This window comes from Streptomyces sp. NPDC058195, assembly GCF_042883525.1.
Taxonomy (GTDB): domain Bacteria; phylum Actinomycetota; class Actinomycetes; order Streptomycetales; family Streptomycetaceae; genus Streptomyces.
In genome coordinates this window covers 69,846-96,089 of sequence record NZ_JBHVVM010000028.1, presented here as the reverse complement: position 1 = coordinate 96,089, position 26,244 = coordinate 69,846, and the positions used below count along the sequence as shown (strand labels likewise).

At 70.8% G+C, this 26,244-nt stretch carries 22 protein-coding genes; 12 read left to right on the top strand and 10 right to left on the bottom strand.

Translation table 11 applies throughout. From position 1 onward, the window contains the following. Positions 1-147 precede the first annotated feature (147 nt). Both ACFVWY_RS28445 and ACFVWY_RS28440 read left to right on the top strand, forming a co-directional pair. Complete coding sequence (locus ACFVWY_RS28445) at positions 148-1,236, top strand: DUF6397 family protein (RefSeq protein ID WP_389877445.1); 1,089 nt, start codon at positions 148-150, stop codon at positions 1,234-1,236. Between the two features lie 80 nt (positions 1,237-1,316). Beyond that, positions 1,317-1,805: a GNAT family N-acetyltransferase gene (locus ACFVWY_RS28440; RefSeq protein ID WP_389877443.1), complete on the top strand. Its 489-nt coding sequence runs from the start codon at positions 1,317-1,319 to the stop codon at positions 1,803-1,805. Positions 1,806-1,852: 47 nt separating this feature from the next. On the opposite strand, the gene ACFVWY_RS28435 is transcribed toward ACFVWY_RS28440, so the two are convergent. Then, the gene (locus ACFVWY_RS28435; protein WP_389877441.1) at positions 1,853-3,994 is read right to left on the bottom strand and encodes a SpoIIE family protein phosphatase; all 2,142 of its coding nucleotides are present in this window, start codon (positions 3,992-3,994) and stop codon (positions 1,853-1,855) included. 257 nt (positions 3,995-4,251) lie between these two features. On the opposite strand from ACFVWY_RS28435, the gene ACFVWY_RS28430 reads away from it, so the two are divergent. Beyond that, entirely contained in the window at positions 4,252-5,322 is a 1,071-nt protein-coding gene (locus tag ACFVWY_RS28430) for an enoyl-CoA hydratase/isomerase family protein (RefSeq protein WP_389877440.1), read from the top strand. 32 nt (positions 5,323-5,354) lie between these two features. On the opposite strand, the gene ACFVWY_RS28425 is transcribed toward ACFVWY_RS28430, so the two are convergent. The 7 genes from ACFVWY_RS28425 to ACFVWY_RS28395 form a co-directional block, all read right to left on the bottom strand. Then, positions 5,355-6,818 (bottom strand): arabinose isomerase, encoded by a 1,464-nt coding sequence (locus tag ACFVWY_RS28425; RefSeq protein WP_389877439.1) that lies wholly within the window; start codon positions 6,816-6,818, stop codon positions 5,355-5,357. A gap of 79 nt (positions 6,819-6,897) precedes the next feature. Beyond that, positions 6,898-8,376 carry a rhamnulokinase family protein gene (locus ACFVWY_RS28420; RefSeq protein WP_389877437.1) on the bottom strand — a complete coding sequence of 493 codons (1,479 nt, stop codon included), beginning with the start codon at positions 8,374-8,376 and terminating at the stop codon, positions 6,898-6,900. A gap of 15 nt (positions 8,377-8,391) precedes the next feature. Beyond that, complete coding sequence (locus ACFVWY_RS28415; protein ID WP_389877435.1) at positions 8,392-10,437, bottom strand: bifunctional aldolase/short-chain dehydrogenase; 2,046 nt, start codon at positions 10,435-10,437, stop codon at positions 8,392-8,394. Positions 10,438-10,540: 103 nt separating this feature from the next. After that, positions 10,541-11,707, bottom strand: a complete 1,167-nt coding sequence (gene rhaI / locus ACFVWY_RS28410; RefSeq protein WP_389877433.1) for an L-rhamnose isomerase — start codon at positions 11,705-11,707, stop codon at positions 10,541-10,543. A 253-nt stretch (positions 11,708-11,960) separates the two neighbouring features. Continuing rightward, on the bottom strand, positions 11,961-12,188 hold the full coding sequence (locus ACFVWY_RS28405) for a hypothetical protein (protein ID WP_389877431.1): 228 nt from the start codon (positions 12,186-12,188) through the stop codon (positions 11,961-11,963). Positions 12,189-12,273: 85 nt separating this feature from the next. Beyond that, the gene (locus tag ACFVWY_RS28400) at positions 12,274-12,762 is read right to left on the bottom strand and encodes a hypothetical protein (protein WP_389877430.1); all 489 of its coding nucleotides are present in this window, start codon (positions 12,760-12,762) and stop codon (positions 12,274-12,276) included. Positions 12,763-12,836: 74 nt separating this feature from the next. Further along, positions 12,837-14,261, bottom strand: a complete 1,425-nt coding sequence (locus ACFVWY_RS28395; protein WP_389877428.1) for an FAD-binding oxidoreductase — start codon at positions 14,259-14,261, stop codon at positions 12,837-12,839. A gap of 167 nt (positions 14,262-14,428) precedes the next feature. Here ACFVWY_RS28395 and ACFVWY_RS28390 point away from each other — a divergent pair, with 167 nt between their 5' ends. The 5 genes from ACFVWY_RS28390 to ACFVWY_RS28370 all read left to right on the top strand — a co-directional run bounded on the left by ACFVWY_RS28390 (position 14,429) and on the right by ACFVWY_RS28370 (position 18,442). Continuing rightward, entirely contained in the window at positions 14,429-15,274 is an 846-nt protein-coding gene (locus ACFVWY_RS28390) for a pentapeptide repeat-containing protein (RefSeq protein ID WP_389877426.1), read from the top strand. A 151-nt stretch (positions 15,275-15,425) separates the two neighbouring features. Then, positions 15,426-16,796 carry a radical SAM protein gene (locus tag ACFVWY_RS28385; protein ID WP_389877424.1) on the top strand — a complete coding sequence of 457 codons (1,371 nt, stop codon included), beginning with the start codon at positions 15,426-15,428 and terminating at the stop codon, positions 16,794-16,796. 203 nt (positions 16,797-16,999) lie between these two features. Next, complete coding sequence (locus ACFVWY_RS28380) at positions 17,000-17,551, top strand: glycoside hydrolase family 25 protein (protein WP_389877422.1); 552 nt, start codon at positions 17,000-17,002, stop codon at positions 17,549-17,551. A gap of 112 nt (positions 17,552-17,663) precedes the next feature. Further along, positions 17,664-18,110, top strand: a complete 447-nt coding sequence (locus ACFVWY_RS28375) for a MarR family winged helix-turn-helix transcriptional regulator (RefSeq protein ID WP_389877420.1) — start codon at positions 17,664-17,666, stop codon at positions 18,108-18,110. Positions 18,111-18,163: 53 nt separating this feature from the next. Then, the gene (locus ACFVWY_RS28370; protein ID WP_389877419.1) at positions 18,164-18,442 is read left to right on the top strand and encodes a hypothetical protein; all 279 of its coding nucleotides are present in this window, start codon (positions 18,164-18,166) and stop codon (positions 18,440-18,442) included. Positions 18,443-18,473: 31 nt separating this feature from the next. Here ACFVWY_RS28370 and ACFVWY_RS28365 read toward each other — a convergent pair whose 3' ends face one another. Then, positions 18,474-19,778, bottom strand: coding sequence for a nucleotidyl transferase AbiEii/AbiGii toxin family protein (locus tag ACFVWY_RS28365; protein WP_389877417.1), 1,305 nt, complete (start codon positions 19,776-19,778; stop codon positions 18,474-18,476). Positions 19,779-20,050: 272 nt separating this feature from the next. On the opposite strand from ACFVWY_RS28365, the gene ACFVWY_RS28360 reads away from it, so the two are divergent. From ACFVWY_RS28360 to ACFVWY_RS28350, 3 genes are all read left to right on the top strand, one after another. After that, complete coding sequence (locus ACFVWY_RS28360) at positions 20,051-21,238, top strand: S1 family peptidase (protein ID WP_389877416.1); 1,188 nt, start codon at positions 20,051-20,053, stop codon at positions 21,236-21,238. A gap of 271 nt (positions 21,239-21,509) precedes the next feature. Next, on the top strand, positions 21,510-22,505 hold the full coding sequence (locus ACFVWY_RS28355) for a threonine/serine dehydratase (protein WP_389877415.1): 996 nt from the start codon (positions 21,510-21,512) through the stop codon (positions 22,503-22,505). 902 nt (positions 22,506-23,407) lie between these two features. Beyond that, entirely contained in the window at positions 23,408-23,866 is a 459-nt protein-coding gene (locus ACFVWY_RS28350; RefSeq protein WP_389877414.1) for a hypothetical protein, read from the top strand. Between the two features lie 88 nt (positions 23,867-23,954). Here the strand turns inward: ACFVWY_RS28350 and ACFVWY_RS28345 are convergent, their stop codons facing one another. Beyond that, positions 23,955-25,187, bottom strand: coding sequence for an MFS transporter (locus ACFVWY_RS28345; protein WP_389877413.1), 1,233 nt, complete (start codon positions 25,185-25,187; stop codon positions 23,955-23,957). 125 nt (positions 25,188-25,312) lie between these two features. On the opposite strand from ACFVWY_RS28345, the gene ACFVWY_RS28340 reads away from it, so the two are divergent. Further along, positions 25,313-26,242 (top strand): LysR family transcriptional regulator, encoded by a 930-nt coding sequence (locus ACFVWY_RS28340; RefSeq protein WP_389877411.1) that lies wholly within the window; start codon positions 25,313-25,315, stop codon positions 26,240-26,242. The last annotated feature ends 2 nt before the right edge of the window (positions 26,243-26,244 follow it).

Genomic DNA, 26,244 nt, shown 5'->3' with positions numbered 1-26,244 from the left:
TCACAGGACGCGGGCCGGGGCGCGGTTCGAGGTTCGAGGTTCGAGGTCGAGGTTCGAGGTCGAGGGAGCTTATCCACAGGCTGGGCGGGCGGACTTCTTTACGGGATACGGTGCTCACAGAGAGTAATCGATCCTCAGGGGGACGTCATGACTGTTGTCGACGACGCGCGCACGGAGACCGCCGGTACGAGGAGGAGCGGAAGGGGGACAGGCGGCGCGGACGCCGAAGGCGCGATGGCCGTCGGCACCGCGGCCCGGGAACTCCAGCTGAAGCGTGGCGAATTCGTGATCGCCGTACATCTGGGCCTGATTGGCCTGACGAGGCCGCAGCACGGAGGACGGCCCCGGGTCGGCTACGGCGAGGTTGAACGGCTCCGGTCGCAGGAGGGTTTCCCGGACGCGCTGCGGGCCAGGGTGCGCACGGTGGGCACGGCGCAGGGGGCCAGGCAGCTCGGGATCAGCCCGGACCGGTTCACCAGGCTCGCCCGTGCGGGATGCTTCACACCCATTGCCTTCTACCTCAACCGGTACCGGGCAATTGTCTGGCTCTATCTCGCCGATGAGATCGCGGACTTCGCTGATCGGGAGCCACGGCTTCTGGCGGGCAGGAGCCCGGCCTGGCTGCTCGGCCGGCTCGCGGACGGAGCCGACTGCCGGGCGCGCAACTGGCGTTCACGCAGGGTCGAGCGCCTGTACAGCCTGACGGAGGACCCGTGGGCCCGCGCGGCCGTGCTCGCGGAGACCCTGGATCCGGTGCAACTGGCGGAAGTGGTCGACGATCCGTACGAGCGGGCCTACCTCGCCAGGATCATGCCCGAGCCCGCTCTGGGGCCGTCCGGGCCGCCGTGGGCGCGCGAGACCATGGCGCACCTCATGCGGGCCGACGAGCCGGACGAGATGCTGTGGCGGCGGGTGACCCTGCTCATGGAGTTGGACAACGCGCGGGACGCCCGACCGGCTCCGCGTCCGGACGGTGCGTGGCGCGAGCCCACCCACACGGGCCCGCGAGCCGGGAGTACATCCGGACAGGACGATCCGGCCGATGCCGATGCCGATACCGCTTCCAGCGCCGATGTCTCCTCCGGACCGGCTCCACATCAGGAAGCGGGGCGGAGCGCGGCGGGCGTGGCGGAGCCACCGGTCGGACTGCTCGCACGGATCGGCCTGCGCAGGCGCGTGCACAGGGCGCCCGATCGCCGGAGTACGAGGCCCCGGCGTGCGCCGATGGGTGGGTGACGCTACGGTGGCCGCCGTCCACGACCGCAGGGCGCGCAAAGAATTCGCGTGGGGAGGATGGCCACGGCATTCTGGCTCGCATGATGATCAGGGAAGCCACCACCGAGGACTGGCCCGCCATCTGGCCGTTCTTCCACGAAATCGTCGCCGCGGGCGAGACCTTCACCTACCCACTTGGTCTCGGGCGGGAGGAGGCTCGTTCCTGGTGGCTTCTCCAGGCTCCCCAGCGGACGGTGGTCGCGGTCGACGAGGAGGGAACGGTTCTCGGTACGGCCAAGATGAACAACAACCACATGGGCAACGGCGCGCACATCGCCAGCGCCAGCTACATGGTCGACCCCGCGCACGCGGGACAGGGCGTCGGGCGGGCCCTGTGCGAGTACACCCTGGAGTGGGCGCGCGCGGCAGGGTTCCGGGCGATGCAGTTCAATGCCGTCGTCGAGACGAACACACACGCCGTCAGCCTCTACCGTTCGCTCGGTTTCGAGATTCTGGGGACGCTGCCGGAGGGGTTCAACCACCCGGAGCACGGGTTTGTCGGGCTGCACATCATGCACTGCCGTCTCTGATCCAGCCGTACGGACGGCAGCCCGGAGCGCACCGTGCCCGGTGCGGCTCAGGGCTGCCCGGCGGTCGGCGGGGGAGTCGGAGCATCGTCTGCGGGCCGCACCACGGGGCCGATCTCGCACCAGACCGCCTTGCCCTCGCCACGGGGCTCGATGCCCCAACGGGTGGCCACGGCGTCCAGCAGGAGCAGCCCCCGGCCCGATGTCGCGGTCTCACCCGGGCTGCGGCGCCTCGGCCAGGCACTGGAGCGGTCCTGTACCGACAGCCGGACCCTGCGCACGGGCTCCGGCAGCACCTCCAGGGTCAGGACCGCGCCGCCTTCCGTGTGCAGCAGTACGTTCACCAGCAGCTCGCCGGTCACCAGCTCGGCGTCGTCGGCGAGCTCGCCCATGTCCCAGTCGGCCAGTGCCTGCCGCACGATGTTCCGGGCGTCGGACAGTCCCTCCGGGTCCGCCTGGTGGATGTACTGATGCAGGCGTGGCGCCCTGGGCGACCCCGGGTCAGGGCTGCGCCGGAGAACCAGGAGAGCCACATCGTCCCCCGAACCCCAGCGTTCCCAGAGCTGGTCCGAGAGGTGATCGGCCAGTGCCTCGGCGCCCGCCGGACCCACGCTCACCTCATGGATCAGTGCCCGCACCCCCGCGTCGATATCGGCCCCCGGTTCCTCCACCAGCCCATCGGTGTACAGCACGAGTGTCTCGCCCGGAACCAGGTCCAGCCGGGTCTCCGGATACTCCTCGTTCCCGAAGTCCGTCGAGATGCCCAGGGGCAGACCGCCCCGTACCTGCGGGCTGCCGACCCGGCCGTCCATGTGCCGGATCAGCGGTCCGAGATGTCCCGCCCGCACCACGCGGACGGTCCCCGACGCGAGATCGACCTGGGCGTAGGTGCACGTGGCGAAGCGGTCCGTGTCCAGTTCCGCGAGGAAGCGCGAGGCGCGGGCCAGCACCGTCGACGGAGGGTGCCCCTCACTCGCGTACGCGCGCAGCGCGATGCGCAACTGGCCCATGATGGCCGCCGCGTGCGTGTCATGGCCCTGCACGTCGCCGACCACGATCCCGAACCGCTTGTTGGGCAGGGCGATCACGTCGTACCAGTCGCCGCCGACCTGGCGTCCGCTCCAGGCGGCGTGGTAGCGCACCGCGATCTCGCCGCCCTCGATCTCCTGGATCCGCCGGGGCAGCATCGCCGACTGGAGACCGGTGGCGAATTCGCGTTCCTCGTCGAAGAGCTTCGCCCGCTGCAAGGACTGCGCGACGATGGCGGCCAGCCCCAGACAGAGGTTGCGTTCGTCCGCGTTGAACGTGGTGTCGTCCCGGTAGAAGAGAGCAAGGGTGCCCAGGGGGCGGGCCTGGGCTACGAGCGGCAGATAGGCGGCTGCCCGGAATTCCAGCCGGTCGGTGTACGGGGCCAGCACGGGGTAGCGCTCCGTGAGTTCCGCGACGGAGGTCAGGAACCGCGGCCGGCCGTGGTGCACGGTGTCCGCCAGGGGGAACCGCGCATCCAGCCCGGCGTCCCCGATGCCGTCGATCGCCTCCATCGAATCGCCGCTCAGGGCGAGCACGCTCAGTGAGGTGTTCTCGACCAGGGCGAGCGAGAGGCCGTCCGCCCCGAGCCGGGTCAGCGCACCCGGGCCGGTGAGCACGGCGGTGACGTCGTCGACGGTCACCGCCCGCGACAACGCACTCGTTGTGCGTTCAACAATGCTGGTCTGCCGCTGACGGCGCTTCTCGAGGTCGAGCATGAAGGCCGAATGGGTGGCCTCCGCGGTGGCGTCCTGGACCACCCCGACGACCCGGTGCGCCCGGCCGTCGTCATGGCGCAGGATGCGTGCCTGGATATGGGTCCACTGGTTTCGGCCGCCCTCTACCGGTACCACGAAATGCACACTGTACGAACTGCGCCCACTGCGGATCGCATCGTCGATCTCCAGGTCGATACGGGTCCGCTCCGACTGTTCCAACAGGTCCAGAACCGTATCTGGCCGTGAATCGAAGGTCCTCGGGTCCAGTCCGAAGACGAGCAGCCCCGCGTCGTCCATATCGAGCGTCCCGGCCTCCACGTTCCACTCGAAGCTGCCGGTCCGGTTCATGGCAAGACGCTGCGCCGTCCCGATCTCACCGCTGTGCGCCTCCTCGAACAGCAGGCGCGATGGAACGGACGTGTTCGGTTGCTGGTCGTGATCGGTCATACCTGCTCCGGAAGTCGCCAGGCGGGGCTGCCGGACGGCGCGGCCCGAACCGGGTCACTCAATTGTCGAACCGGTTCCGGCGGGGTGCCACAGCGGGCACCGGGTGAATTTCTCCGGTCGACGACCGGACCGGGGCCGCGCGACCGGGCCCGCGCGACCCCTGCCGCCATGCCCCGCACCCTGCCGCGGAGAATGGCGACGGAAGATCGTCCGCGACCCGCGGTCGATATGGCACAGGGGCTGACCGGAGCGCAACCATGAACCACGAAGATCCTGTTCTGCTGCATACCGAGGGGCGTGTCCGGCACATCACCCTCAACCGTCCGCGTGCTCTGAACGCGCTCAACCACGACATGGTGGCCCGTCTCGACGCTGCGCTCGCCGACGCGGAGGCGGACGACACCGTCACCGCGGTCCTGATCGCCGGAGCGGGCGGACGTGGTCTCTGCGCCGGTGGCGACATCCGGTCGATCTACGAGGACGCCAGAGCCGGTGGCAGCGCGTCGGTGGACTTCTGGCGCGACGAGTACCGGCTCAACGCCCGCATCGCCCGCTTTCCCAAGCCGTACGTCGCGATCATGGACGGCATCGTGATGGGCGGCGGTGTCGGAGTCTCGGCCCACGGCGACGTCCGGATCGTCACCGAACGCTCGCGCATCGCGATGCCGGAGACCGGTATCGGCTTCGTCCCCGACGTGGGCGGCACCCGGCTGCTCGGTGCGGCACCCGGCGAACTCGGCGTTCATCTGGCGCTCACCGCGGACGCGGTCGGCGCGGCCGACGCGCTGCTGTGCGGGCTCGCCGATCACTTCGTCCCGTCCGAGCAGGTTGCCGCGCTCACCGCAGACCTCGCCGGATGCGATTCGGCGGCCGGGATCGAGGAGACGGTGCGCCGTCATGCCGCGCCCGCGCCGGACGGCGAGCTGGCCGCGCACCGCGAGTGGATCGACGCCTGCTACCGGGCGGACACCGTCGAGGAGATCGTCGGCCGACTGGACAGCAGCGGCGTCCCCGCCGCGAAGCAGGCCGCCGCGACCATCCTCGGCAAGTCGCCGACCGCGCTGAAGGTGACCCTCTCCGCAGTGCGCAGGGCACGCGGTCTCGGCAGCCTGGAGGCGGTGCTCGACCAGGAGTACCGGACATCGTGCGTCGCCTTCACCCGCCCCGACCTGGTGGAGGGGGTACGGGCCCAGATCGTCGACAAGGACCGCACACCGCACTGGAACCCGGCGACTCTCGCCGAGGTCACCGAGGCGGACGTGGCCTCCTTCTTCAGCCCGCTGGGCGACCGTGAACTCGGCCTCGCCGCCGTTCCCGCGACAGGCTGAGCCCGGCCCCGTCCGTGCTTCGCACACCGGGCTCAGAGCTCGTTCGGCCCGTCGACCACGCGGAACGGGACACCGAGGAGATCCGCCGTGGCCTTGAGATCCTTGGCGCGGTGGCCGGTGCACAGCGTCCAGTGGTGACCGACCCCGCTCGCGGCCCAGGCATCGGTCCACTCGCCGGGGTCGAAACCGAAGTCGACGCGTGAGGTGGTGTTGCCGATCTCCAGCAGCGGCCCCGGCACGACCGTGCCCTGCGAGGCGATGAAGGTGAGCGTGCCGTCGGCCTCCTGCCCGATGCCGAACGTGGTCACCGGCCCGTGCCTGACGTCGAACTCCACACTCACGCCCCAGCCCCGCTTCCCGTGGTACACACCGAGCCCCCGCAGCAGCGGGTCCTTGGCGCTGATGGCCAGGTGGGCGGGGCCGTCGTGCCCCATCTCGACCACCCGGTCGTGGAAGTTGAGGGCCTGGAGCTCGGTGAAGGAGCCACCGGCACCCAGGGTGTCGGCGATCAGCATGGCCAGGCTGGTGCGGAGCTCGTACTCACCGGCCATCGCGATGCCGCGCGCGGTAAGCAGCGAAGCGCCGAGGATCATCCCGGCGCCGAGCCGCTCGTGGACCTCCCCGTCGAGCCCGCGGTGGTAGTAGGCGAGGCTGTCGAGCCCGAAGTCCTCGACGAGCCGGTCCAGCCCGACCGAGACCCGCGCCGCCCAGGCGAGGTCGTTCTCGTCGACGGACGCGTCGAGCGTGAAGACCGTACGAGCGAACGCGGTGCGCTCCGCGGCCTCCCGGTCCGTCACGGCGGCGACCCGGACCCGTAGATCGTCGAACTCGAGGACTTCGACGTGCCCGCCGAACTGCGAGGAGATCAAGGTCATGTCGGTGGAGACATCGAGCATGCCGGGATACAGATGGCCCATCAGACCGTGCCGGCCGTGGCGCAGCACGCCGCGCACCTGAGCGGCGCGGATCCAGCGGCGGATCCGGCTCCAGGCGTTCGCGTCGTGCAGATGGCCCGAGACCGAGCGGAAGGGAATTCCGGCGCGCCGGAACACATTGGCGACCTCTGGCAGCGGGCACTGCCCGCAGTACGCCAGCCAGGTGCCCGTGTCGGTGCCCGGGTGGTCCATGGCCTCGGTCGGCTGGAGGTCGATGACCAGCACCGGGGCATGGGTGCGCTGGGCGATCGGCAGCACCATCGAGGCGGTCAGATACGTCGTCAGAAACGTCACGACGATGTCGCAGTCGGCTGCCCGCAGCCGTTCCGCGGCCTTCTGGGACTCCGGCGGACCGGAGACGAACCCGGCGTCGACGACATCGCAGCCCATCGTCTCGAACTGCCCGGTGACGAAGCGGGCCGACTCCCGCAGCCGGTCGAGCAGCCCCGGGAACTGCGGCCAGTACGCACCGAGCCCGCCGGACACCAGACCGATACGGGTACGACGGCGCGCGGTGCGGGCGGGCCCGGTGCCGGGCCCGGCGGGCGAGAGACCAGTCATGACGTTCCTTCCTTCGCTTCCGCCGACGGACCCAACCGCCGGAGCACATCCCGTCCCGGCCGGGCCGGGGCCAACAGGTTCAGGACCGCCGCAGCCGTGCTGCCGCCCTGTCCCAGGACCGCTCGTTCCCCTGCGGGGTGTAGTGGCGCAACTCCTGAGTCCGTGCCACCAGTTGCCGCATGCTCGTCAGGCCGCCGACCAGGCCGCGGGCACGGGCCTGCGCCAGGATGTTGCCGAGCGCGGTCGCCTCGGCCGGACCGGCGGTGACGGGCAGCCCCGAGGCATCCGCGGTCCACTGACACAGCAGCTCGTTGCGTGAGCCACCGCCCACGATGTGGATCCGGGTCACCTCCCGGCCGGCGAGTCCGGCCGCCTCGCGCAGCGTCCTGCGATGAGCCAGCGCCAGACTCTCCAGTACACACCGGACATAGCCCCCGGGACCGTCGGGCGGTGCCTGCCCTGAGGCCGCGAGCCGGTCGTCGATGCACGACACCATGTCGTCCGGCGCGAGGAACGCCTCGTCGTCGGGGTCGATCAGAGCCGCGAACGGCCGGGCGCGGGCCGCGGCGGTGAGCAGTTCACCCAGGCCCGGTGCCCCGCCTCGCCGCTCCCAGGAACGGCGGCACTCCTCCAGCAGCCACAACCCCATGATGTTGCGCAAGTAACGCACGGTGCCGTCGACGCCGCGCTCGTTGGTGAAGTTGGCCGTGCGGGACGCCTCCGTCAGCACCGGGTCCGAAAGCTCCAGTCCCGCCAGCGACCACGTCCCGCAGGACACATAGGCGAAACCGGGCCCCGTCGCGGGCACCGCGGCCACCGCCGACGCCGTGTCGTGCGAGGCGACGGCCGTCACCGGTGTACCGGCGGGCAGGCCCGTGTACGCGGCGACGTGCGGCAGCAGCGTTCCCGCTGGATCTCCCGGCTCACGCAACGGGGGAAACCAGGAACGCTCCAGACCCAGATGACCGATCAGGGCTTCTGACCAGTCACCGGCTGACGCGTCGAACAGACCGGTCGTCGACGCGTTGGTGATCTCGGCGCCCACCGAACCGGTCAGCCAGTACGTCAGCAGGTCGGGGATCATCAGCATCGTCCGCGCCGTACTCCACTGCGCGCCCGCACGATGGGCGGCGAGCTGGAACACGGTGTTGAACGCCAGATGCTGCACACCGCTCACCTCGTAGAGCTGCCGCGCGCCGCACACCGCGAGCACCCGCTCGACCGCCCCCGGGCTGCGGCCGTCCCGGTAGTGGAATGGCAGGCCGAGCAGAGCCCCGTCCGCGTCCAGCAGCCCGTAGTCGACGGCCCACGAGTCGATGCCGACCGATGCCACCGCTCCACGGCGCGCGGCGGTCCGCAGGCCGTCCAGCATCTCCCGGTAGAGCCCCAGCACGTCCCACCGCAGCCCGTCCGGCAACCGGACCGGCACATTGGCGAACCGGTGCGCCTCGGTCAGCGTCAGCCGCTCCGGCCCGACCAGGCCCGTGATCACCCGGCCGCTGGTGGCACCCAGATCCACGGCGGCGAACACCGCGTCGTGGTGTGGCGTCACAGGCATCGGCATCCCGTCCGGTCACCGAAGGAAGGCCGCGGCCACACCGGCGTCGACCGGTACGTGCAGCCCGGTCGTGTGCGTCAGCTCCCCGCCGGTCAGCGCGAACACCGCATTGGCCACGTGCTCCGGCAGTACTTCGCGCTTGAGCAGGGTCCGCTGGGCGTAGAACTCGCCGAGCTTCTCCTCCTCGATGCCGTACGTCGCCGCCCGCTGCGCGCCCCAGCCACCCGCGAAGATCCCCGAGCCGCGCACCACCCCGTCCGGATTGACGCCGTTGACCCGGATCCCGTGCTCGCCCAGCTCCGCGGCCAGCAGCCGCACCTGATGGGCCTGGTCGGCCTTGGTGGCCGAGTACGCGATGTTGTTCGGACCCGCGAACACCGAGTTCTTCGACGTGATGTAGACGATGTCACCGCCGAGTTTCTGCGCACGCATCACCCGCGCGGCCTCCCGCGAGACCAGGAACGACCCGCGCGCCATGATCGCGTGCTGGCGGTCCCAGTCCTGGGCCGTGGTCTCCAGCAGCGGCTTCGAGACGGAGATCCCGGCGTTGTTCACCACGAGGTCCACCCCGCCGAACGCCAGCACCGCGGCGCGGAACGCCGCCGAGATCTGTTCCTCACGGGTCACGTCGACCGTCACGGCGACCGCTGTGTCCGGCCCGCCGATCTCCCGCGCCACCGAGGCGGCCCGCTCCGCGTCGATGTCGGCGACGACGACACACGCTCCCTCCGCGGCCAGCCGGTGCGCGATGGCCCTGCCGATGCCGGACCCGGCCCCGGTGACCAGCGCCACCCGGGTGGCCAGCGGCTTCGCCCTCGGCATCCGGCGCAGCTTCGCCTCCTCCAGCTCCCAGTACTCGATCCGGAACTTCTCCGCCTCCTCGATCGGCGTGTAGGAGGAGACGGCCTCGGCGCCGCGCATCACGTTGACCGCGTTGAGATAGAACTCCCCGGCGACCCGGGCCGTCTGCTTGTCCTTGCCGAAGGAGAACATGCCCACCCCCGGCACGAGCACGATCGCCGGGTCCGCGCCACGCATCGCCGGGGAGCCGGGCACGGCATGACGTTCGTAGTACGCGCGGTACGCCTGCCGGTACTCCCCGTGCAGCTCCGCGAGCCGGGCCGCCGCCTCCTCCAGCGGGGCGTCCGCCGGAAGGTCGAGGACCAGCGGGCTGATCTTCGTACGGAGGAAGTGGTCCGGGCACGACGTGCCGAGCGCGGCGAGGCGGGGATGCCCGGCACGGGACAGGAAGTCCAGCACCGGCTCCGCATCGGTGAAGTGTCCGACCTGGGGGCGGTCGGTGGAGGCCAGCCCGCGGATCAGCGGGGCGAGCGCGGCCGCACGCTCCCGGCGGCGTTCCTCGGGCAGGGGCTCCCGGCCCGCCCATACGGGGCCGAAGGGCTCGGCCCTGCCCCGTTGCCGGAGGAAGGCCTCGGCGGTCCGGATCATCCACAGGGCGTTGTGCTCGCACTCCTCCGACGTCCCGCCCCAGGCCGTGATGCCGTGGCCACCGAGGATCACTCCGACGGCCCGCGGGTTGGCCGCCTGGACCGCGGCGATGTCCAGCCCGAGCTGGAACCCCGGTCGGCGCCAGCCCACCCAGGCCACCCGGTCGCCGAAGCACTCAGCGGTGAGCCGCTCGCCGTCCGCCGCGCAGGCCAGCGCGATTCCCGAGTCCGGGTGCAGATGGTCGACGTGGGGCGCTTCCACCAGGGCGTGCATCGCCGTGTCGATGGACGGCGCCGCGCCCCCTGCGCCGTGCAGGCAGTAGTCGAAGGCCGACACCATCTCGTCCTCGCGTTCCATCCCCGGATACACGTCCCTGAGCGCGCGCACCCGGTCCAGCCGCAGCACCGCGAGTCCGGCTTCGGTGAGCGTGCCGAGGTCCCCGCCGGAACCCTTGACCCACAGCAGTTCCGTCCCGCCGCCCGTGACGGGGTCGATGCCGGAGGCCTTGACCGATGTGTTGCCACCGGCGTAGTTGGTGTTCCGGGGGTCGGAGCCGAGCCGGTGGGCGCGTGCCAGGAGCGCGGCGACTTCGCTGTGTGTCGCGGAGGCCATGTGATTCCTTCGTGGTCGGAGGTCCGTCCGAACCGGCCGGTGAGGGGCGGGCGGGAGAGGGAGCCGGCAGGGGAGGGGTGCCCGGTCGGGCGGTCAGCCCGGCTCAGGCGCCCCAGCCGGCCTGCTCGCCGCCGGTCCTGGCCGTCGCGATCCGCTCCTGGTTGCCCGAGGCCAGGTAAGCGGCGAACGGATCCTCGGCCAGGTCCATTTCCCCACGCACCTGCGCGAGCAGCGGACGCACATCGGTGTTGTACGCGTCCATCAGGACCCCGTTCGCCGCCAGTACGTCGCCGGAGCGCTGCGCATCGCCCAGCGCCGCCCTGTCGACCAGCAGCGCCTTGGCGGTCGCCTCCTGCACATTGGCGACCGAACGGATGACGGCGGGGATCTTCGCCTCGATGTTGTGACACTGGTCGAGCATGAAGTTGACGTTCGTCCCCGGTTCCAGCCCGCCGTTGCCGATCACCTCGTGCATGATGCGGAACAGCTGGAACGGGTCCGCCGCCCCGGCCATCAGATCGTCGTCCGCGTAGAACCGGGAGTTGAAGTCGAAGGCGCCCAGCTTCCCGGCGCGCAGCAGGAACGCCACGATGAACTCGATGTTGGTGCCGGGTGCGTGATGGCCCGTGTCGACCACCACCTGGGCCTGAGGGCCGAGGTTCAGGCAGTGCGCGTACGCCGTACCCCAGTCCGGCACGTCCATCGTGTAGAAAGCGGGCTCGAACAGCTTGTACTCCAGCAGCATCCGCTGATCGTCGGCGAGCCGCCCGTACACCTCGGCCAGTGCCTCGGCCAGCCGGTCCTGGCGTGCCGCGATGTCGTCCTGGCCGGGGTAGTTCGTGCCGTCGGAGAACCAGAGCTTGAGGTCGGGCGAGCCGGTCTCATCCATGATGTCGACGCATTCGAGCAGATGGCCTATGGCCTTGCGGCGCACCTTCGGGTCCGGGTGGGTGACCGAGCCGAGCTTGTAGTCGTCGTCCTGGAACACGTTCGAGTTGATCGCCCCGATCCGCAGGCCGAGTCCCTTGGCGTGCCGGTTCAGTGCGGCATAGTCGTCGACCTTGTCCCACGGAATGTGCAACGACACCTTCGGCGCCACGCCCGTGAACGCGTGGACCTGCGCCGCGTCCTCCATCTTCTCGAACGGGTCTCGCGGGACACCCGGCTGCGCGAACACCTTGAACCGCGTTCCGGAATTCCCGTACCCCCACGACGGGGTTTCGATGACCTGGGACTTCAGAGCTGCCTTGACGGCCGAAACATCAGACATGAACACCTCGTGGGTGGAGTCGCCCGGTGAGAGGAGACCGCGCGCGGATGTATGAATCGTTTCACTCGGGACGTACGCTAGGTTTGCCCTGAAGGGCCAGTCAAGAACCCGGTCGGGTCCTCCCGTACGAATGAATCAGTGGCTGTTCCCCCGTCAGGCAGCCGTCTTGAATCAATTCACCGGCGAACACGGAAGGTAAGGCCGCGATACCCCGTGCGGGTTCGTGGTGCCTCGCAGCCCTGGCCGTACGCGCTCAGCGCGCGCCGCCCGGCATGCCCGGCCGCAGTGAGCTCACGAGGTCGAAGAGCCGGGATTCGTTGCCGGACAGCCCCGCCCGTCGCAGCGCTCCGTCGGCCTCGGCGATCGGAGAGGCGAGCAACGGTACGTACAGGGGGCCGTCGTCCGGATCGGCGAGCGCCGCACGGGTGGCCTCCAGCAGCCGGACGTACGCCTGGGCCGCGGCGATTTCGTCATTGCGCATCTCAGCATCTCCCGGTCAGAGGTGTCGGACCCACCAGCATCCCCCATGGCTCCGACAACGCTCCGACGGCGACGCGGAGCGCCGACTACCCGTCATCCGGCCCTCGCACACCGGCTGGAGGCTCGACCTCCAGGAATCTTCGACGACGCGCGCCGCGGTACACCAGCACCGTCCACCCCAACGGCCGCAGCACCGACGCACACCGCTCCAGCCCGGCCCCCTCCTCGTGGGCGGCGCCGCTGCCCGGCGGACCGAGCCACTCCACACGTACGCCACCGGCGGCCTCACCCGGCCGCAAGCGGTACCCCGTCGCCGTGCGCAGCCCCGAAGTGTCCACGGCCGACGCGGGCAGGCCCGCCGCTTCCAGTGCGAGGGCGACCGCCCGGACCGGCCTGCTCGTCTCCCACCGCGCGGGGACGCTCTCGGGAGCGGCGTGTCCGGCGTTCGTCAGACGACGGATCTGCAGCATTCCCTCGAACGCCGTCCGCACGGACGCGTCCCGCTTCCCGCCCGCCTCCGGTGCCGGACCGTCCCCGGTCGCCGGCTCGAAGCCGGAACCCTGCTCGGTGCCCATCAGCCTCCCCCTTCACCCGTGCCGTACTCCTGCCAGTGTGCGCCGGGCCACTGACAACGGCGTCGGTCACCGGATCAGACTGGCCGGACGCCTCTCGAAGCGCGCTGCGAAGTGTCTCCCGGAGCGCCTCCCGGAGCGCTGAGGACCTTGCCCGGATTGAGGATGCCGTGCGGGTCCAGCGCGGACTTCACCGCGTGATGCATGTCCAGCACCGCGGAACCCAGTTCCTTGTTCATGCCGCGCATCTTCAGCAGCCCCACCCCGTGCTCGCCCGTCACCGTGCCGCCCAGTGCGATCGCGTCGTCGAGGATGTCCTCGAAGGCCGACTGGGCGCGGGACCGTGCCGCCTCGTCGCCCGGCGCGGTGATGATGAGCGGATGCAGGTTCCCGTCCCCGGCATGGGCGATGTTGGCCACCAGGATGTCGTGCCGGGCCGCCGTCCGCTCGATGCGGGCGAGCATCTCCGGCACCGCTGCCCGGGGCACACAGACGTCCTCCGTCAGCACCGGGCCGAGCCGCTCCAGTGCCGGATAGGCCAGCCGCCGCGCCTGGAAGAGCGCGTCCGCCTCCTGCTGGTCCGTGGAGACCGCGGCCCAGGTGGCGCCCGCCCGCTCGAAGCACTCCCGGACGGCCTCGGCCTCGGCGTCGCCCGCCGCGCCGGGCGTGTCGACCCGGCCCAGGAGCACTACGTCCGCGTCGGCGGAGAGCCCCATCCTCTTCCAGGCGTCGACGGCGGCCAGGCAGTGGCGGTCGACCAGTTCGAGTGCCGAGGGGATCACCCCCGAAGCGGTCACGGCACTCACCGCCTCACCGGCGGCGACCACCGAGGAGAAGTACCCGGCCACGGTCCGCTCCTGCGGCCGCGACGGACGCAGCCGCACCGTGATCTCCGTGATCACGCCCAGGGTTCCCTCGGAGCCGACCATCAGCCCGGCCAGGTCGTAGCCCGCCACGCCCTTCGCCGTGCGTCGGCCGAGCGAGACGAGGTCGCCGAGCCCGTTGACCACGTCCATTCCGAGGACGTAGTCCCGCGTCACGCCGTACTTGACGCAGCACATGCCCCCGGCGTTCGTCGCGACGTTCCCGCCGATCGTCGACCATGGAGAACTCGCCGGGTCCGGCGGATACCAGAGCCCGTGCTCCGCGGCGGCCGCCCTCAGGTCGTCGTTGACCACCCCGGGCTGTACCACGGCCAACGGCTCCGCCGCGTCGATCCGCACGATGCGGTTCATGTCCTCGAAGGACAGGACGACGGCCCCGTCCACGGCGTTCGCCCCGCCCGACAGGCCGGTGCCCGCACCCCGTGGAACCAGCGGGATGCGATGGGCCAGACAGTGCCGGACCACTGCTTGTACCTCTTCGGCGGACTGCGGACGCACCACCGCCAGAGGCATGCCGTACGGGGCCCACTCGGCCTCGTCGTGCTGGTACCCGGCGAGAGCGGCCGGGTCGGTCAGTACCCGCTGGGCGGGGATGTCGTCGACGGCTGCGTTCGTCACGTCCGTGGCCACCTCCAAGAAAGTTGTACTAGCCACCAGTATTGCGCGCGGTTGCCGGTCCCGGCCGGGAGGCCCGAGCCGGCCGATCATGAAATGACGGCGAACGGGTGACGGCTCCCGGTAGGGTCGGCCGTCCGACCGCCCCGTATCCGAAGGATCCACCCACCGTGCCCGACACCGTCCAAGGCCCCGGCACCGACCACGGCGACCGCGCCGCGCTGCGCGCCGACTGCGCGAACTGCTCCGGGCTGTGCTGTGTGGCACTGACCCTGACCCGGTCCGCGGACTTCGCGATCGACAAGGAAGCCGGACAGCCCTGCGGGAACCTCCAGGAGGACTTCCGCTGCGGCATCCACACCGGACTGCGGACCCAGGGCTTCTCCGGTTGCACCGTGTACGACTGTTTCGGGGCGGGCCAGAAGGTCTCCGGCGAGACCTTCGGCGGACGGGACTGGCGAGGCGACGCGGGGACCGCCCGGCAGATGTTCCAGGTGTTCCCGGTCATGCGGCAGCTCCACGAGCTGCTCTGGTACCTGACCGAGGCGCTGGCCCCGGCCCCGGCGAAGCCCCTGCACGGGGACGTCCGGCGCCTCCTCGACGAGACGCAACGCCTCACGCGGCTGCCAGCGGATGCCTACGCGGAGCTGGATGTGGCCGCCCACCGCGCGCGCGTGGCCGAACTGCTGCACCGGGTCAGCGCACTCGTACGGGCGACCGCGCCGCGCGGGAAGAAGCGCGACCGCCGGGGCGCCGACCTTATCGGAGCCAGGCTCAGGGGCGCCGATCTGCGCGGTGCCGACCTGCGCGGCGCCTATCTGATCGCGGCGGACCTGAGCGGCGCGGATCTGCGCCTGGCCGACCTGATAGGTGCCGACTTCCGGGACGCGGATGTGTCCGGCGCCGACCTCACCGATAGCCTCTTCCTCACCCAGGCCCAGCTCAACGCCGCCAGGGGCGACGCGGCGACGCGGCTTCCGCCCGCACTCGACCGCCCCGCGCACTGGGACCGGTGAACCCCGGCCGGCGTCCGGAACGCGGACCCCGGCGGACGAACCGGACCGTGCCGATGGGGCCGGTGAGCCGGGCACTGCGGACGTGTCCGGTTCGTTGCACAGTGCGGCGTACCCGGAACGCCGACGACGACCGGACCGAGGAGTCCCGCACATGCACAGCACCACCGACGGCAGCACAGGACCGAGCCGCACGGACGGGAGCCGTACCCGCCTCGTCGAGGACCTCATGGAGCGGTTCCCGCACGTGCCCCGGGAAGCCGTCATCAAGGAAGACCTGCTGCGCGGCGGCGTGGCGTTCGACGAGTCCGCGCTGAGCGACAACGAGAACGGCGACGTCAAGCCGAAGTCCTACTTCATCTTCTCCTTCGATCACGGCACCCTCCCCGAGCTGGGCGCCGCCGCGCTCCGCCGCCCGCCGGAGGAGATCGTCCTCACCGGCGGCCCCTACGACCTGCGCAGAACCGTCGTGTCGGTGCGGGTCAACCCGGCGTCCCCGTACCGGGTCGCGGCCGACGACGAGGGCGTGCTCGGGCTCTATCTCGACGGTCGGCGGATCTCCGACGTGGGCCTGCCGCCCATGCCGGACTACTACCGGCACACGCTGGAGAACGGCAAGTCCGTGATGGAGGTGGCGCCCACCATCCAGTGGGGGTATCTGGTCTACCTGACCGTCTTCCGGGTCTGCCAGTACTTCGGCGCGAAGGAGGAGTGCCAGTACTGCGACATCAACCACAACTGGCGCCAGCACAAGGCGGCCGGACGCCCCTACACCGGCGTGAAGCCGGTCGAGGAGGTCCTGGAGGCGCTCGCCATCATCGACACGTACGACACGGCGAAGACGTCCACCGCGTACACCCTCACGGGCGGGGCCATCACCTCCCACATCGGCGGGCGTGACGAGGCCGACTTCTACGGCCAGTACGCCAAGGCCATCGAGGAGCGGTTCCCGGGCCGCTGGATCGGCAAGGTCGTCGCCCAGGCCCTGCCCAAGGCCGATGTCCAGCGCTTCCACGACTACGGCGTGCAGATCTACCACCCCAACTACGAGGTGTGGGACCGGCGGCTGTTCGAGCTGTACTGCCCCGGCAAGGAGCGCTACGTGGGCCGCGACGAGTGGCACCGCCGCATCCTGGACTCCGCCGACGTCTTCGGCGCGCGCAACGTCATCCCCAACTTCGTGGCGGGTGTGGAGATGGCCGCGCCCTTCGGCTTCTCCTCGGTGGACGAAGCCATCGCGTCGACCACCGAGGGCCTGCGGTTCTTCATGTCGCACGGCATCACTCCCCGCTTCACCACCTGGTGTCCGGAGCCCACCACCCCGCTCGGGAAGACCAATCCGGACGGAGCGCCGCTCGAGTACCACATCCGTCTGCTGGAGTCCTACCGCGCCACGATGGAGGAGTTCGGGCTCAGCTCGCCCCCCGGATACGGCCCGTCCGGTCCCGGGCAAGCGGTCTTCTCCGTGAGCTCGTTCATGGACAGCCTTCCGGCCGCCACCACCACCGACGACGACCGGGCGTAGCACCGTCCAGCGAGGTGCACCGGGCCCGTCGGGGACGTATTCCGTCGGGCCCGCGCGTACCGGGTGCCGGGATCTGGTGAGGCCGGTCGCGTTCCGGACGAGGGAAAAACGGTTCGCCCGTTCATCCCGAGGATGGGAGCGGAAGTCTGCGGGCACGTAGAGGAGGAGAACGGAACCACAGATACCACGTGAAGGCGGTGCCCATGTTGCATGGCGTCGATGTCAGCTCCCATCAGTCGTCCTTCGACACGGACGGATTGGACTTCGTCTTCGTCAAGGCCACCGAGGGCCGCTCGTACGTCAATCCGCATCTCGCGGAGCAGGTGAAGCGCGCGAGGGACGCGCAATGCGTGGTCGGCTTCTACCACTTCCTCTGGCCCGGGGACATCAACGCCCAGGCCGACTACTTCGTGAGCAAGGCTTCGGAGAAGGCGGGGGATCTGCTCGCCGTGGACTGGGAGCAGAACGGTGAGGGAACCAGTCCCAGCAACGCCGAGAAGGACAGCTTCATCCGGGAGGTCAAGCGGCTGCGTCCGCACAACAAGGTGCTGCTGTACTGCAACCGCTCCTTCTGGCTGAACCACGACACCACGTCCTACGCGGGGGACGGCCTGTGGATCGCCGACTACGTGCCCCAGGGGAAACCCCGGATCGAGGCGTCCTGGCGCATCCACCAGTACACCGACCAGCCCCTCGACCGGGATGTCGCCGACTTCCCGTCCAGGGCCGCGCTGCTCGCCTGGGCCAAGGGATAGGCGCACCGGACGCGGCGGCCCGCACGGAGCGGCGCCGCTGTCCGCCGTCGGCACCGCGCACCCGGATCAGCAGGTGAAAATCCATGAGGGACGACGTCCTAGGATGGGGCCGATGAGCGAGACCCCGCCCAGCCTCCTGGGACTCACGACCTATCTGCTGGCCAGGACGGGGAGAACGGCACGGAGCATGCTCGCGGCACGGCTGGCCGAGCGCGATCTGCGTCTGTGGCACATGGCCGTGCTGTCGGCGCTCGCCGACTTCGGTCCCCATGCGCAGCGGGAGCTGGCCTCGCGGCTCAGGATCGACCGGAGTGACATCGTCAAGATCGTGGACGACCTCTCGGTGGCGGGCTTCGTCGACCGGGCCCGTGACACCGCCGACCGCCGCCGGGTCACCGTCACCACCACTCCGGCCGGTCGCACAGCGCTCGCCGAACTCCAGGCCGAGGCGCTGACCGCGCAGCAGGACCTGCTCGCCCCGCTGTCCGTGCCGGAACGGGCCCAGTTGGCATCGCTGTTGATGCGCGTCCATGCCCATGCGCAGGACGGTCCGCGGTAGGACCGCTCAGGTCGCTGACGGATTCCCCGGGGTGTGTGCGGCACACTTCTCGGATGACCACAGCCTCGGCTCAGCCGCCTCGCGACCGCGCGCTCGGGCGCGGAATCACCACCCTCATTCCGCAGGCCGCCGCGGCGACCCCCGTCACCCCGGCCGAGCAGGCGGCGGCCGTTCTCACGGCGATGCAGAGCGTCCCGGTACGCGTGGGGGTCCTCCAGGCGGCCGTGGTCCTCCTGGAGGAACGGGTACGCACGACGGACGACGAGGCCGAGCGCGCCGCGGCCGCGACGACGGTGGCCATGCTGCGCAGCGCGATCGGCCGGGCAGGCTGAACGGGGCCGGGCCCCGTCACACACCTCCCGTTCAGCTCAGCTCATCAAGGAGCTGGGCGCACGCCTCCGGGTGCTCGCGCCAGTAGCTCCAGTGTTCCTGAGGGGAGAGCACCTCGGCCAGCGCCTCCGTCAGGCCGAGGCGCTCGGGCCCGGCGAGTTCCCGTACGACCACGACGGCCGCCTTCAGCCCGTCCCGCCCGCCGTCGTTCAGATAGCCGAGCGCGGGAGCGGGGTCGTCCGCGGCCGTCGCACGGATGAACTCCACCAGCGGCTGCAGCCAGTCGGCCCACCGCTGGTACCCGGCCTCGCCGTCGGCCGTCCTTTCCGCGCCGAGCAAGGGCGCCAGCGCCCGCGTGAGGCAGGTGTGGTAGTGCTCCGCGCTCTGGGTGACCCATGGATGTTCGGCGATGAAGTCGCCCCATTCGCTCGGCGCGGTCATCATCCCGTTCAGCAGCCAGGGGCCGACGGGACGCAGTGCCTCGGTCCCGCCGAGGACGAACGCCTGCTGCAGCAGCTCGTAGCTCAGCACGGCGTGCTGCGCGAGCAGCGCGGCATCGTAGAGATCCTTGCCCTGCGGATAGAGGTCCGTGGTCAGCCACAACAGCTTCCAGGCCAGGGAGAGTCCGGGGGAGACGGCGCGCACCCTGCACCCCGGCCCGTCCCCGAGCGGCCGGAGTTCGGTGAGTGCGGCGGGGAAGGGAAGGAACTCGTTGAAGACCACGTCGAGTTGTACGGTTCCGCCAGGCACCCCGGCTGCCGACCACGGCAGCAGCATGCGTCGGCCCGGCACTCGCTCGTACGTCCAGATCTCCTCTGTCACCATGCCCGCCGCGTCGATGCGTACGGAGCCGTGGCGGGCCGATGCCGCAGCCGCGTCCGAGGCGATCGTCTCGAAGAGGTCCGAGGACCGCGGGTCGTCCATCGCCCAGTCGCGGGGCGTGAAGAGGAAGTCCAGATCCCCCGGATCGCGGGCGGCTTCCCCGAACCACGTGGCCATCAGCACGCTGCCGCGCAGTACCAGACGCTCGCTCCACGGCCCCTCGGCCACGGAAGCGAGGACCAGGTCAAGGGCGGTGCGCCGTGCCCGGTGCCAGGCTCGCCCCAACTCCTCCTCTCCCTCGCCGAACCGGGGATCCCCGGCCCGGTAGGCGTTGGCGAACTGCTTGAGCGCGGGCTCGAAGACCAGGGGGTGGTTCATCCCGCTCGGCGCGGGCAGCAGCGTGGCCGGAAGGCTCTTCGCGCGCCGTGTCTCGTCGTCGAGCGGGGCCTCGGGAACACGGCGGGGGCCCCACAGCAGTCTGTTCCAGGACGGGGTCTCATCGTCGGGAAGTGTCATGGTGCGGCTCCTGCGGGAGGGAAGGGCGTTGCTCGATACGCGGGTGGCGGAGACCGAAGTGCCGGGTTTCCGTGATCGTCTGACGCGAGCATAGGTGCCCTGCCGGGCGCGGACGCTTCGGGCCCGGCCGCACCGCAGTCCATTGGCATGGACCTGGCGTGCGCCCTGCGTTACAGTCCGCTTCGGCACACTCTGAGAGCGCTCTCAGAAGAGCGTTCCCAGACGCCTGCTGTTCCTCCCCACGATGCCGGAACAACAAAAGGGCCACTGCCTTGAGATGCAAGAACGTGCTGCGTACGAGCCTGGCTGCGGCGCTGGCCATCAGCGCCTGGGCGACCGTCGGCCTGGCCTCGGGACCGGCTTCGGCCGCCGCGGCGGACCGGGTTTCCCCGCCGTCCCCCTCCCCCTCTTCCGTGACCGACGAAGCACCCGCGTCCGCGGGACTGCTCCTCGCCATGCGGCGGGACCTCGGCCTGGCCGAGGGGCAGGCCAGGCGCCGGCTGGCGGCGGAGAAGACGGCGACCGCCGTACAGCAAAGGGCGCGACGGGCCGCCGGACCGTCCTACGCCGGTGCCTGGTTCGACCCGGCCACGAACCGGCTGGCCGTGGCCGTCGCGGACGCCCGCGTGTCGGGTGCCGTCCGTGAGTCCGGTGCGTCGGTCCGGCTGGTGCGCCACAGTGCGCGGCAGCTCGGCGCGGCCAAGGCGCGCATCGACCGGCTCAAGGCGCCGGGCGGTGTCAGCGGCTGGCACATCGACCCGAAGGCCAACCGGGTCGTAGTGGACGTCGTCACGTCGGCAGCCGCTGACAACGATGTCCGGGACTTCGTCGACCGGGCCCGCGCGACCGGCCCCGTAGTCGTGCGCAGGACTCCGGAGGCTCCCCGCACCCTCGCCGCCGGAACCGTGGGCGGCGACCCCTATTACACGGGCAACGTGCGGTGCTCGATCGGGTTCTCCGTGTACGGCGGCTTCGTCACGGCGGGGCACTGCGGCCAGGCCGGTGCCTCGGTCAGTGGCTGGGACCGTTCGGCCATCGGCAATTTCCAGGGCTCGTCCTTCCCGGGTGATGACTATGCCTGGGTCAGCGTCGGCAACGGCTGGTGGACCGTACCCGTTGTCCTGGGCTGGGGTGCTGTGTCCGACCAGCTGGTCCGGGGCTCCGCGGAGGCGCCCATCGGCGCCTCGATATGCCGGTCCGGATCGACCAGTCACTGGCACTGCGGCACTGTGCTCGCCACGAACGAGACCGTGAACTACAGCCAGGGCGCGGTCTACCAGATGACCAAGACGAGCGTCTGCGCCGAGCCCGGTGACTCGGGCGGCTCGTTCATCAGCGGCGACCAGGCCCAGGGCGTCACGTCCGGCGGCTGGGGCAACTGCACCAGCGGCGGGGAGACCTGGCACCAGCCGGTCAACGAGATCCTGGGCCGGTACGGTCTCACCCTGCACACCTCCTGAGGGCCGACGCGATACGTCCGCGACGCACGGATCAGCCGCGCCTCGGGATCCAATGCCCGGGGCACGGCGTTCCGTTGGGTTCCGTGCCCCGGTACGTGACGGCCCGAGGGGAAGGCTCAGCCGCCGGGCTGAGGGCGGTCCGCCGACCGGGCGAGGCCGGTGCACGCCCGGAAACCGTCCTCGCGCGGTCCGGTCCGCGGCCTGACGCGGCGCAGGAGTGCAGGACCCGTGGGGTGGGCGGTCCCGTTCCGGGGGCCTACGCTGCTGTGTCATGCAGGAGACACGTCTCGATCTCGCTCGGATCCGGGCGGCTCGCCGGGTGATCGACCCCCTCTTCCTTGACACTCCGCTGTACCGCTGCGAGGCGCTGGAGCCCGGCCTTGGATGCGCGGTGAGCATCAAGCTCGAAACGGCGAACCCGGTCCGCAGCTTCAAGGCCCGCGGCACCGAGGTGGTGGCGAGCCTGCTTGCCGACAACGGCTCACAAGCTGTGGTGTGCGCCAGCGCGGGCAATCTTGGCCAAGCCCTCGCCTGGTCTGGTCGCGGGCGGGGGCTCGACGTCACGGTCGTGGCATCCCGGTTCGCCACCGCTGCCAAGCTTGACCGCATACGCGCACTGGACGCCAGGCTGGAACTGGTCGACGGGGACCACGAGATGGCGCGTGACCGGGCCGCGGCCATCGCGCGCCGCGACGGCATCCGGCTGGTCGAGGACAGCCTGGACCTGGAGACCTGCGAGGGTGCGGCGACCATCGGCCTGGAACTGATGGACAGCGCCCCGTCGTTCGACACCGTCCTGATCGCTCTCGGCGGCGGGGCACTGGCCACCGGAGTGGGCCACGTCGTGAAGGCCATGGCACCCGAAGCCGAGGTGATCTGTGTCCAGCCGCTGGGCGCACCGGCGATGACACACTCGTGGCGCCAGCGGCGCGTGGTCACCACCGGCCGCACCGACACCATCGCCGACGGTGTCGCCGCCCGGTGTCCCATTCCGGCCGTTCTGGACGACCTGCTCCTCGTCGCTGATGACGCCGTCCTGGTCCAGGAGGCGTCGATCATCGCCGGTATGCGGTTACTCCTCGACTACGCCGGCCTCGTCGTCGAACCGTCCGCCGCTCTCGGTATCGCGGCGATTCTCGAGGACCGCGACCGATTCGCCGGGCGACACGTGGTCACCATCGTGTGCGGCAGCAACGTCGACGTGGAGGCCTATCACCACTGGGTCGGAGCGGCCCCCGTCCGCAGGTCTTCCACCCGTGGCAGCTGACGGCACGAACGCAGCGGCACCGCGGCTGATGTGCATGCTCCGGGCCTCCGCGCAGCACCCTCGCGGGCTCGTCGTGACGGCGCGCAAGTCCCCTGTGGTGGCGTTGGGGAGCTGCCACCCGCGCGAGATGGTCTCCCTCATGTGAGGCGGCCGGCCAGCCGGGGCGCAGCAGTCGTACGGAACTTCTCTCTCGCAGCGCGTTCCCGGTTCACCGGGCCCCCGGGCGAGGTCGCGCCACCGACGGGGCCGCCGCTGATGCGGGCTCCCGCATGGGTTCCCGCGTAGGTCGGCTCTTCGAGGTGCAGAGGACCCTTGCGCGCCCGGCGGAAGCCGTCGACGGAAGCCGCTCGCTCCCGCGCCATGGAGTCATGGCCACAGGCCGGTGCCGCGTAGCCGCTCCATGGCTGCCGCCCGCTGCTGGCAGCCGCTGTCCGGCGGCGGCGGGCCACCCGGCGCCTCAGCCGTAACGGGCCGGAGAACACACCGGCGCTGTGCGCGGTCTGGGCTCGGACCAGGACTTGAGGTGCTGGGCGCAGGCCCGCCAGGTGTCCGGGGTGAGGGATCCCGCGAGGGGCGGCTCCTGAAGCCACCGGCTCATGGCGGCGGTGGGGCGAGGGCCGCCCTCGTCCTCGTCGGCAGGTCTTCATCGACGAGGAGGGGCGGTTCGCAGCGGAGGAGAGGGTGGGGTGGCCCCTGCCCACCACGCCCCGGCGGCGTGGGCAGGGGTGACCAGAATTGGCCGTTGCATGTCAATAAATCATGGCGATGTGTCTTGTTGCTTCAAGGGGGCCGTGTCTCAATGGGCGAGGCACTCCCACTGACGGAACGTCAGGGGATGTTGTGTCCGGCGCGTTGTGCTGGTCCGGTGCGCCGGATTCCCCCCACAGGAAAGGCAGATCACCATGAGGCATGGCACACGGCGGATCGCCATCTGTTCCGCCCTGGCGGCGGGCGCACTCGCGCTCGCGCCGACGGCCGAGGCGGTCACCCCCACCACCGCCACCGTCTCCTTCGACTGCGGAATCTACGGCTCGGGCAGCGCGACTCTCACCGCAACCCAGAGCGGCACGAGTGCCGCCATCACCCTCTCGACCTCCGCCATCACCGCCCCGATCAACGTCGGCGCGAACACCGTCACCTCTACGCTCACCCTCACCAAGAACGGCAGCGGATCGGTGAACTTCACCGGCAGCGCCAACCCCGCCATTCCCGCCGGAAGTCCGGTCTCCACGGGGCAGCTCAAGGGGACCGTCGCCGCAGGGGACAGCCTGGTGGCCAAATCCCTCAAGATCGTGGTCATGGGCATCACGGTGACCTGCAACGCGACCTCCACCCAGTCGCCCGGACCGTTCGTCTTCTGACCGGCCGCGGAGACCCGTGCCCCGTGTCCCGCGCCCTTCACCGGGCGCGGGGCACGGGGTGGGCCGAGCGGATCCCCGGCCCGGGGCCTCAGGCGTCCGCGAGTTTCTTCGCAGGAGTGCCCGCGCGACGCGGAAGCAGCACCGGGGTGGCCAGAAGGATGATCCCCGCGGCGGCGATCGCGGCCCGGGTGCCGATCACGGCGGCCAGCGCACCCCACAGCGCGGTCATTGTGGCGATGGAGAGGCTACTGCTGACCGACCAGGCGGAGAGGGTACGGGCGACCAGGCCGGGTTCCGTGTGATCGAGCCGGTACGTCGCCAGCACCGGGTTGAACACCGCGCAGCAGGTCACCAGGCCGAGCTGGACGAGCATGACGAGCGCCATTCCCGGCACGCCGGGTCCGACGAACGCCAGCCCGATGGGCCAGCAGGCCCGCAGGATCCCGGTCGCGAGCATCACCTCGCGCCGCCCGAACCGCGTCACGAGCCGACGCGCGAGGCGGGAGCCGACGAGGCCCCCGACGCACGGTGCCGCGAACATCAGCCCGTACTGCCACGGGGCGAAGCCGAGATCGCCCAGCAGCAGCACGGCGAGCAGCGGTTCGGAAGCCATGATCAGGCCGTTGACCACGATCGCGTTGAAGAGCAGTGGGCGCAGGGTGGGATGGCCGAGGATGTGCCGCCATCCCGCGAGCAGGTCTGCCGCGCTCAGCCGCTGCGTTCCGGTCCGCTCGGGGCGCGGCTCCGTTCCGCCGATCGCACGGATGCCCAACGCCGAGAGCAGATAGCTGAAGGCGTCGACGATCACGGTCGTCACCGGCCCGAACGCCGCGATCACGGCCCCGCCGAGCGGCGGTCCGACCATGGTCGCCGACCAGCTCGTCGACTCGAACCGGCCGTTCGCGACCAGCAGGTCCTCGGACGGCAGAAGCCTCTTGAGGTAGGCGCCGCAGGCGGCGTTGAAGGCGATGTTGGCGGCGGCGACCACGATCGACACGATCAGGAGCTGGGCGAAGGTGAGCCTGCCGAGCCAGTAGGCCGCCGGAATGCTCAGCAGTGCCGCGAACCGCAGCAGGTCCGTCCCCACCATGACCGGCCGCTTGCGGCGGAACTCCACCCAGGGACCGAGCGGTATCGCCACCACCGCCCCCACCGCCCGCCCCGCGGCGGCCAGCATGGCCACGTGCGTCGGCCCGGAGTGCAGCACAAGCACCGCGATCATGGCGAACGCGCCGAACCCGAGCCCCGTCCCGTACGCACTGACGGCGTACGCCGACCACAACCACCCGAACCGCCGCCCCAGGGCCCGTCTCCCCGCCATGCCGCCACGCACCTCTCGCCGATCTGCACAACCACACGTTGACCGACGGAATCAAAGCGACTGCCGGACGCTCAGGGCAAACAACTGTTCTGTGCGGAACTACAACCAATCGTTGTGCCGGTACGATGCCCGATGTGGATCTCGATGCCGTGCGTACCTTTGTGGCCGCCGCCGAAGCAGGACGGTTCCAGGACGCCGCCGCGGAATTGTCCATCACTCAGCAGGCGGTCTCCAAACGCATCGCGACGCTGGAGAAGAACATCGGTGTGCGGCTGTTCACCCGCACCTCGCGCGGGGCGCGTCTCACCATCGACGGGCAGGCGTTCCTGCCGCACGCCCGTGACCTGTTGAGGAGCCAGGAGCGGGCACTCGCCTCGGTCCGGCCCGGCCGCCGGGCCCTGCGCGTCGATGTGATCGGCCGACGCCTGGCCCCGGCCGACCTGCTGCGCGACTTCCACCAGGTCCACCCCGAGATCGCGCTCGACGCCGTGACCCTCTTCGACGCGGACGCGGCCGTCGACGCCATCCGGTCCGGCACGATCGACGCGTCCATCCGGGCCGTCACGATGCCCGGCCAGCGGTTTCCCGAAGACATCAGGGCCACACGGGTGTACGACGAGCCCATCCAGCTGCTCACCGGACCAGCCCACGTACTCGCCGGGGCCCGCAGCGTCGCCCCCGCCGACCTCGCGGGACACCGCATCTGGATGCCCGGCATCGTCCCCGGCACCGAGTGGGCCGCCTACTACGACGCGCTGGCCGCCGCCTTCGGATTCACCATCGAGGTCACCGGCCCCGACTTCGGGGTGGAGCCCCTGCTGGACACCATCGCCGATTCCCGGACCCTGGCCACCTTCGTGGGCGAGCGGACCCGGTTCGCCTGGCCCGCCGAGCACGGCCTGCGCCGCGTCGGCCTGCGCAATCCCACCCCCGTCTACCCGCACTCACTGGTGTGGCACCTGGACAACCCGCACCCGGCACTCGGCGCGTTCCGTGATCACCTCCGCTCCGGCCGTTTCGACCACTCCGATGCCGGGACCTGGACACCGTCCTGACC

Excerpts from the sequence above, each read along its gene's own strand:
- ACFVWY_RS28375 (WP_389877420.1), top strand. The coding sequence starts at position 17,664 with ATGAGCGAGACCCCGCCCAGCCTCCTGGGACTCACGACCTATCTGCTG.
- ACFVWY_RS28435 (WP_389877441.1), bottom strand. The coding sequence starts at position 3,994 with ATGACCGATCACGACCAGCAACCGAACACGTCCGTTCCATCGCGCCTG.
- ACFVWY_RS28430 (WP_389877440.1), top strand. The coding sequence starts at position 4,252 with ATGAACCACGAAGATCCTGTTCTGCTGCATACCGAGGGGCGTGTCCGG.
- ACFVWY_RS28385 (WP_389877424.1), top strand. The coding sequence starts at position 15,426 with ATGCACAGCACCACCGACGGCAGCACAGGACCGAGCCGCACGGACGGG.
- ACFVWY_RS28400 (WP_389877430.1), bottom strand. The coding sequence starts at position 12,762 with ATGGGCACCGAGCAGGGTTCCGGCTTCGAGCCGGCGACCGGGGACGGT.
- ACFVWY_RS28425 (WP_389877439.1), bottom strand. The coding sequence starts at position 6,818 with ATGACTGGTCTCTCGCCCGCCGGGCCCGGCACCGGGCCCGCCCGCACC.
- ACFVWY_RS28365 (WP_389877417.1), bottom strand. The coding sequence starts at position 19,778 with ATGACACTTCCCGACGATGAGACCCCGTCCTGGAACAGACTGCTGTGG.
- ACFVWY_RS28415 (WP_389877435.1), bottom strand. The coding sequence starts at position 10,437 with ATGGCCTCCGCGACACACAGCGAAGTCGCCGCGCTCCTGGCACGCGCC.
- ACFVWY_RS28440 (WP_389877443.1), top strand. The coding sequence starts at position 1,317 with ATGATGATCAGGGAAGCCACCACCGAGGACTGGCCCGCCATCTGGCCG.
- ACFVWY_RS28340 (WP_389877411.1), top strand. The coding sequence starts at position 25,313 with ATGCCCGATGTGGATCTCGATGCCGTGCGTACCTTTGTGGCCGCCGCC.
- ACFVWY_RS28345 (WP_389877413.1), bottom strand. The coding sequence starts at position 25,187 with ATGGCGGGGAGACGGGCCCTGGGGCGGCGGTTCGGGTGGTTGTGGTCG.
- ACFVWY_RS28445 (WP_389877445.1), top strand. The coding sequence starts at position 148 with ATGACTGTTGTCGACGACGCGCGCACGGAGACCGCCGGTACGAGGAGG.
- ACFVWY_RS28380 (WP_389877422.1), top strand. The coding sequence starts at position 17,000 with ATGTTGCATGGCGTCGATGTCAGCTCCCATCAGTCGTCCTTCGACACG.
- rhaI (WP_389877433.1), bottom strand. The coding sequence starts at position 11,707 with ATGTCTGATGTTTCGGCCGTCAAGGCAGCTCTGAAGTCCCAGGTCATC.
- ACFVWY_RS28405 (WP_389877431.1), bottom strand. The coding sequence starts at position 12,188 with ATGCGCAATGACGAAATCGCCGCGGCCCAGGCGTACGTCCGGCTGCTG.
- ACFVWY_RS28420 (WP_389877437.1), bottom strand. The coding sequence starts at position 8,376 with ATGCCTGTGACGCCACACCACGACGCGGTGTTCGCCGCCGTGGATCTG.
- ACFVWY_RS28355 (WP_389877415.1), top strand. The coding sequence starts at position 21,510 with ATGCAGGAGACACGTCTCGATCTCGCTCGGATCCGGGCGGCTCGCCGG.
- ACFVWY_RS28370 (WP_389877419.1), top strand. The coding sequence starts at position 18,164 with ATGACCACAGCCTCGGCTCAGCCGCCTCGCGACCGCGCGCTCGGGCGC.
- ACFVWY_RS28350 (WP_389877414.1), top strand. The coding sequence starts at position 23,408 with ATGAGGCATGGCACACGGCGGATCGCCATCTGTTCCGCCCTGGCGGCG.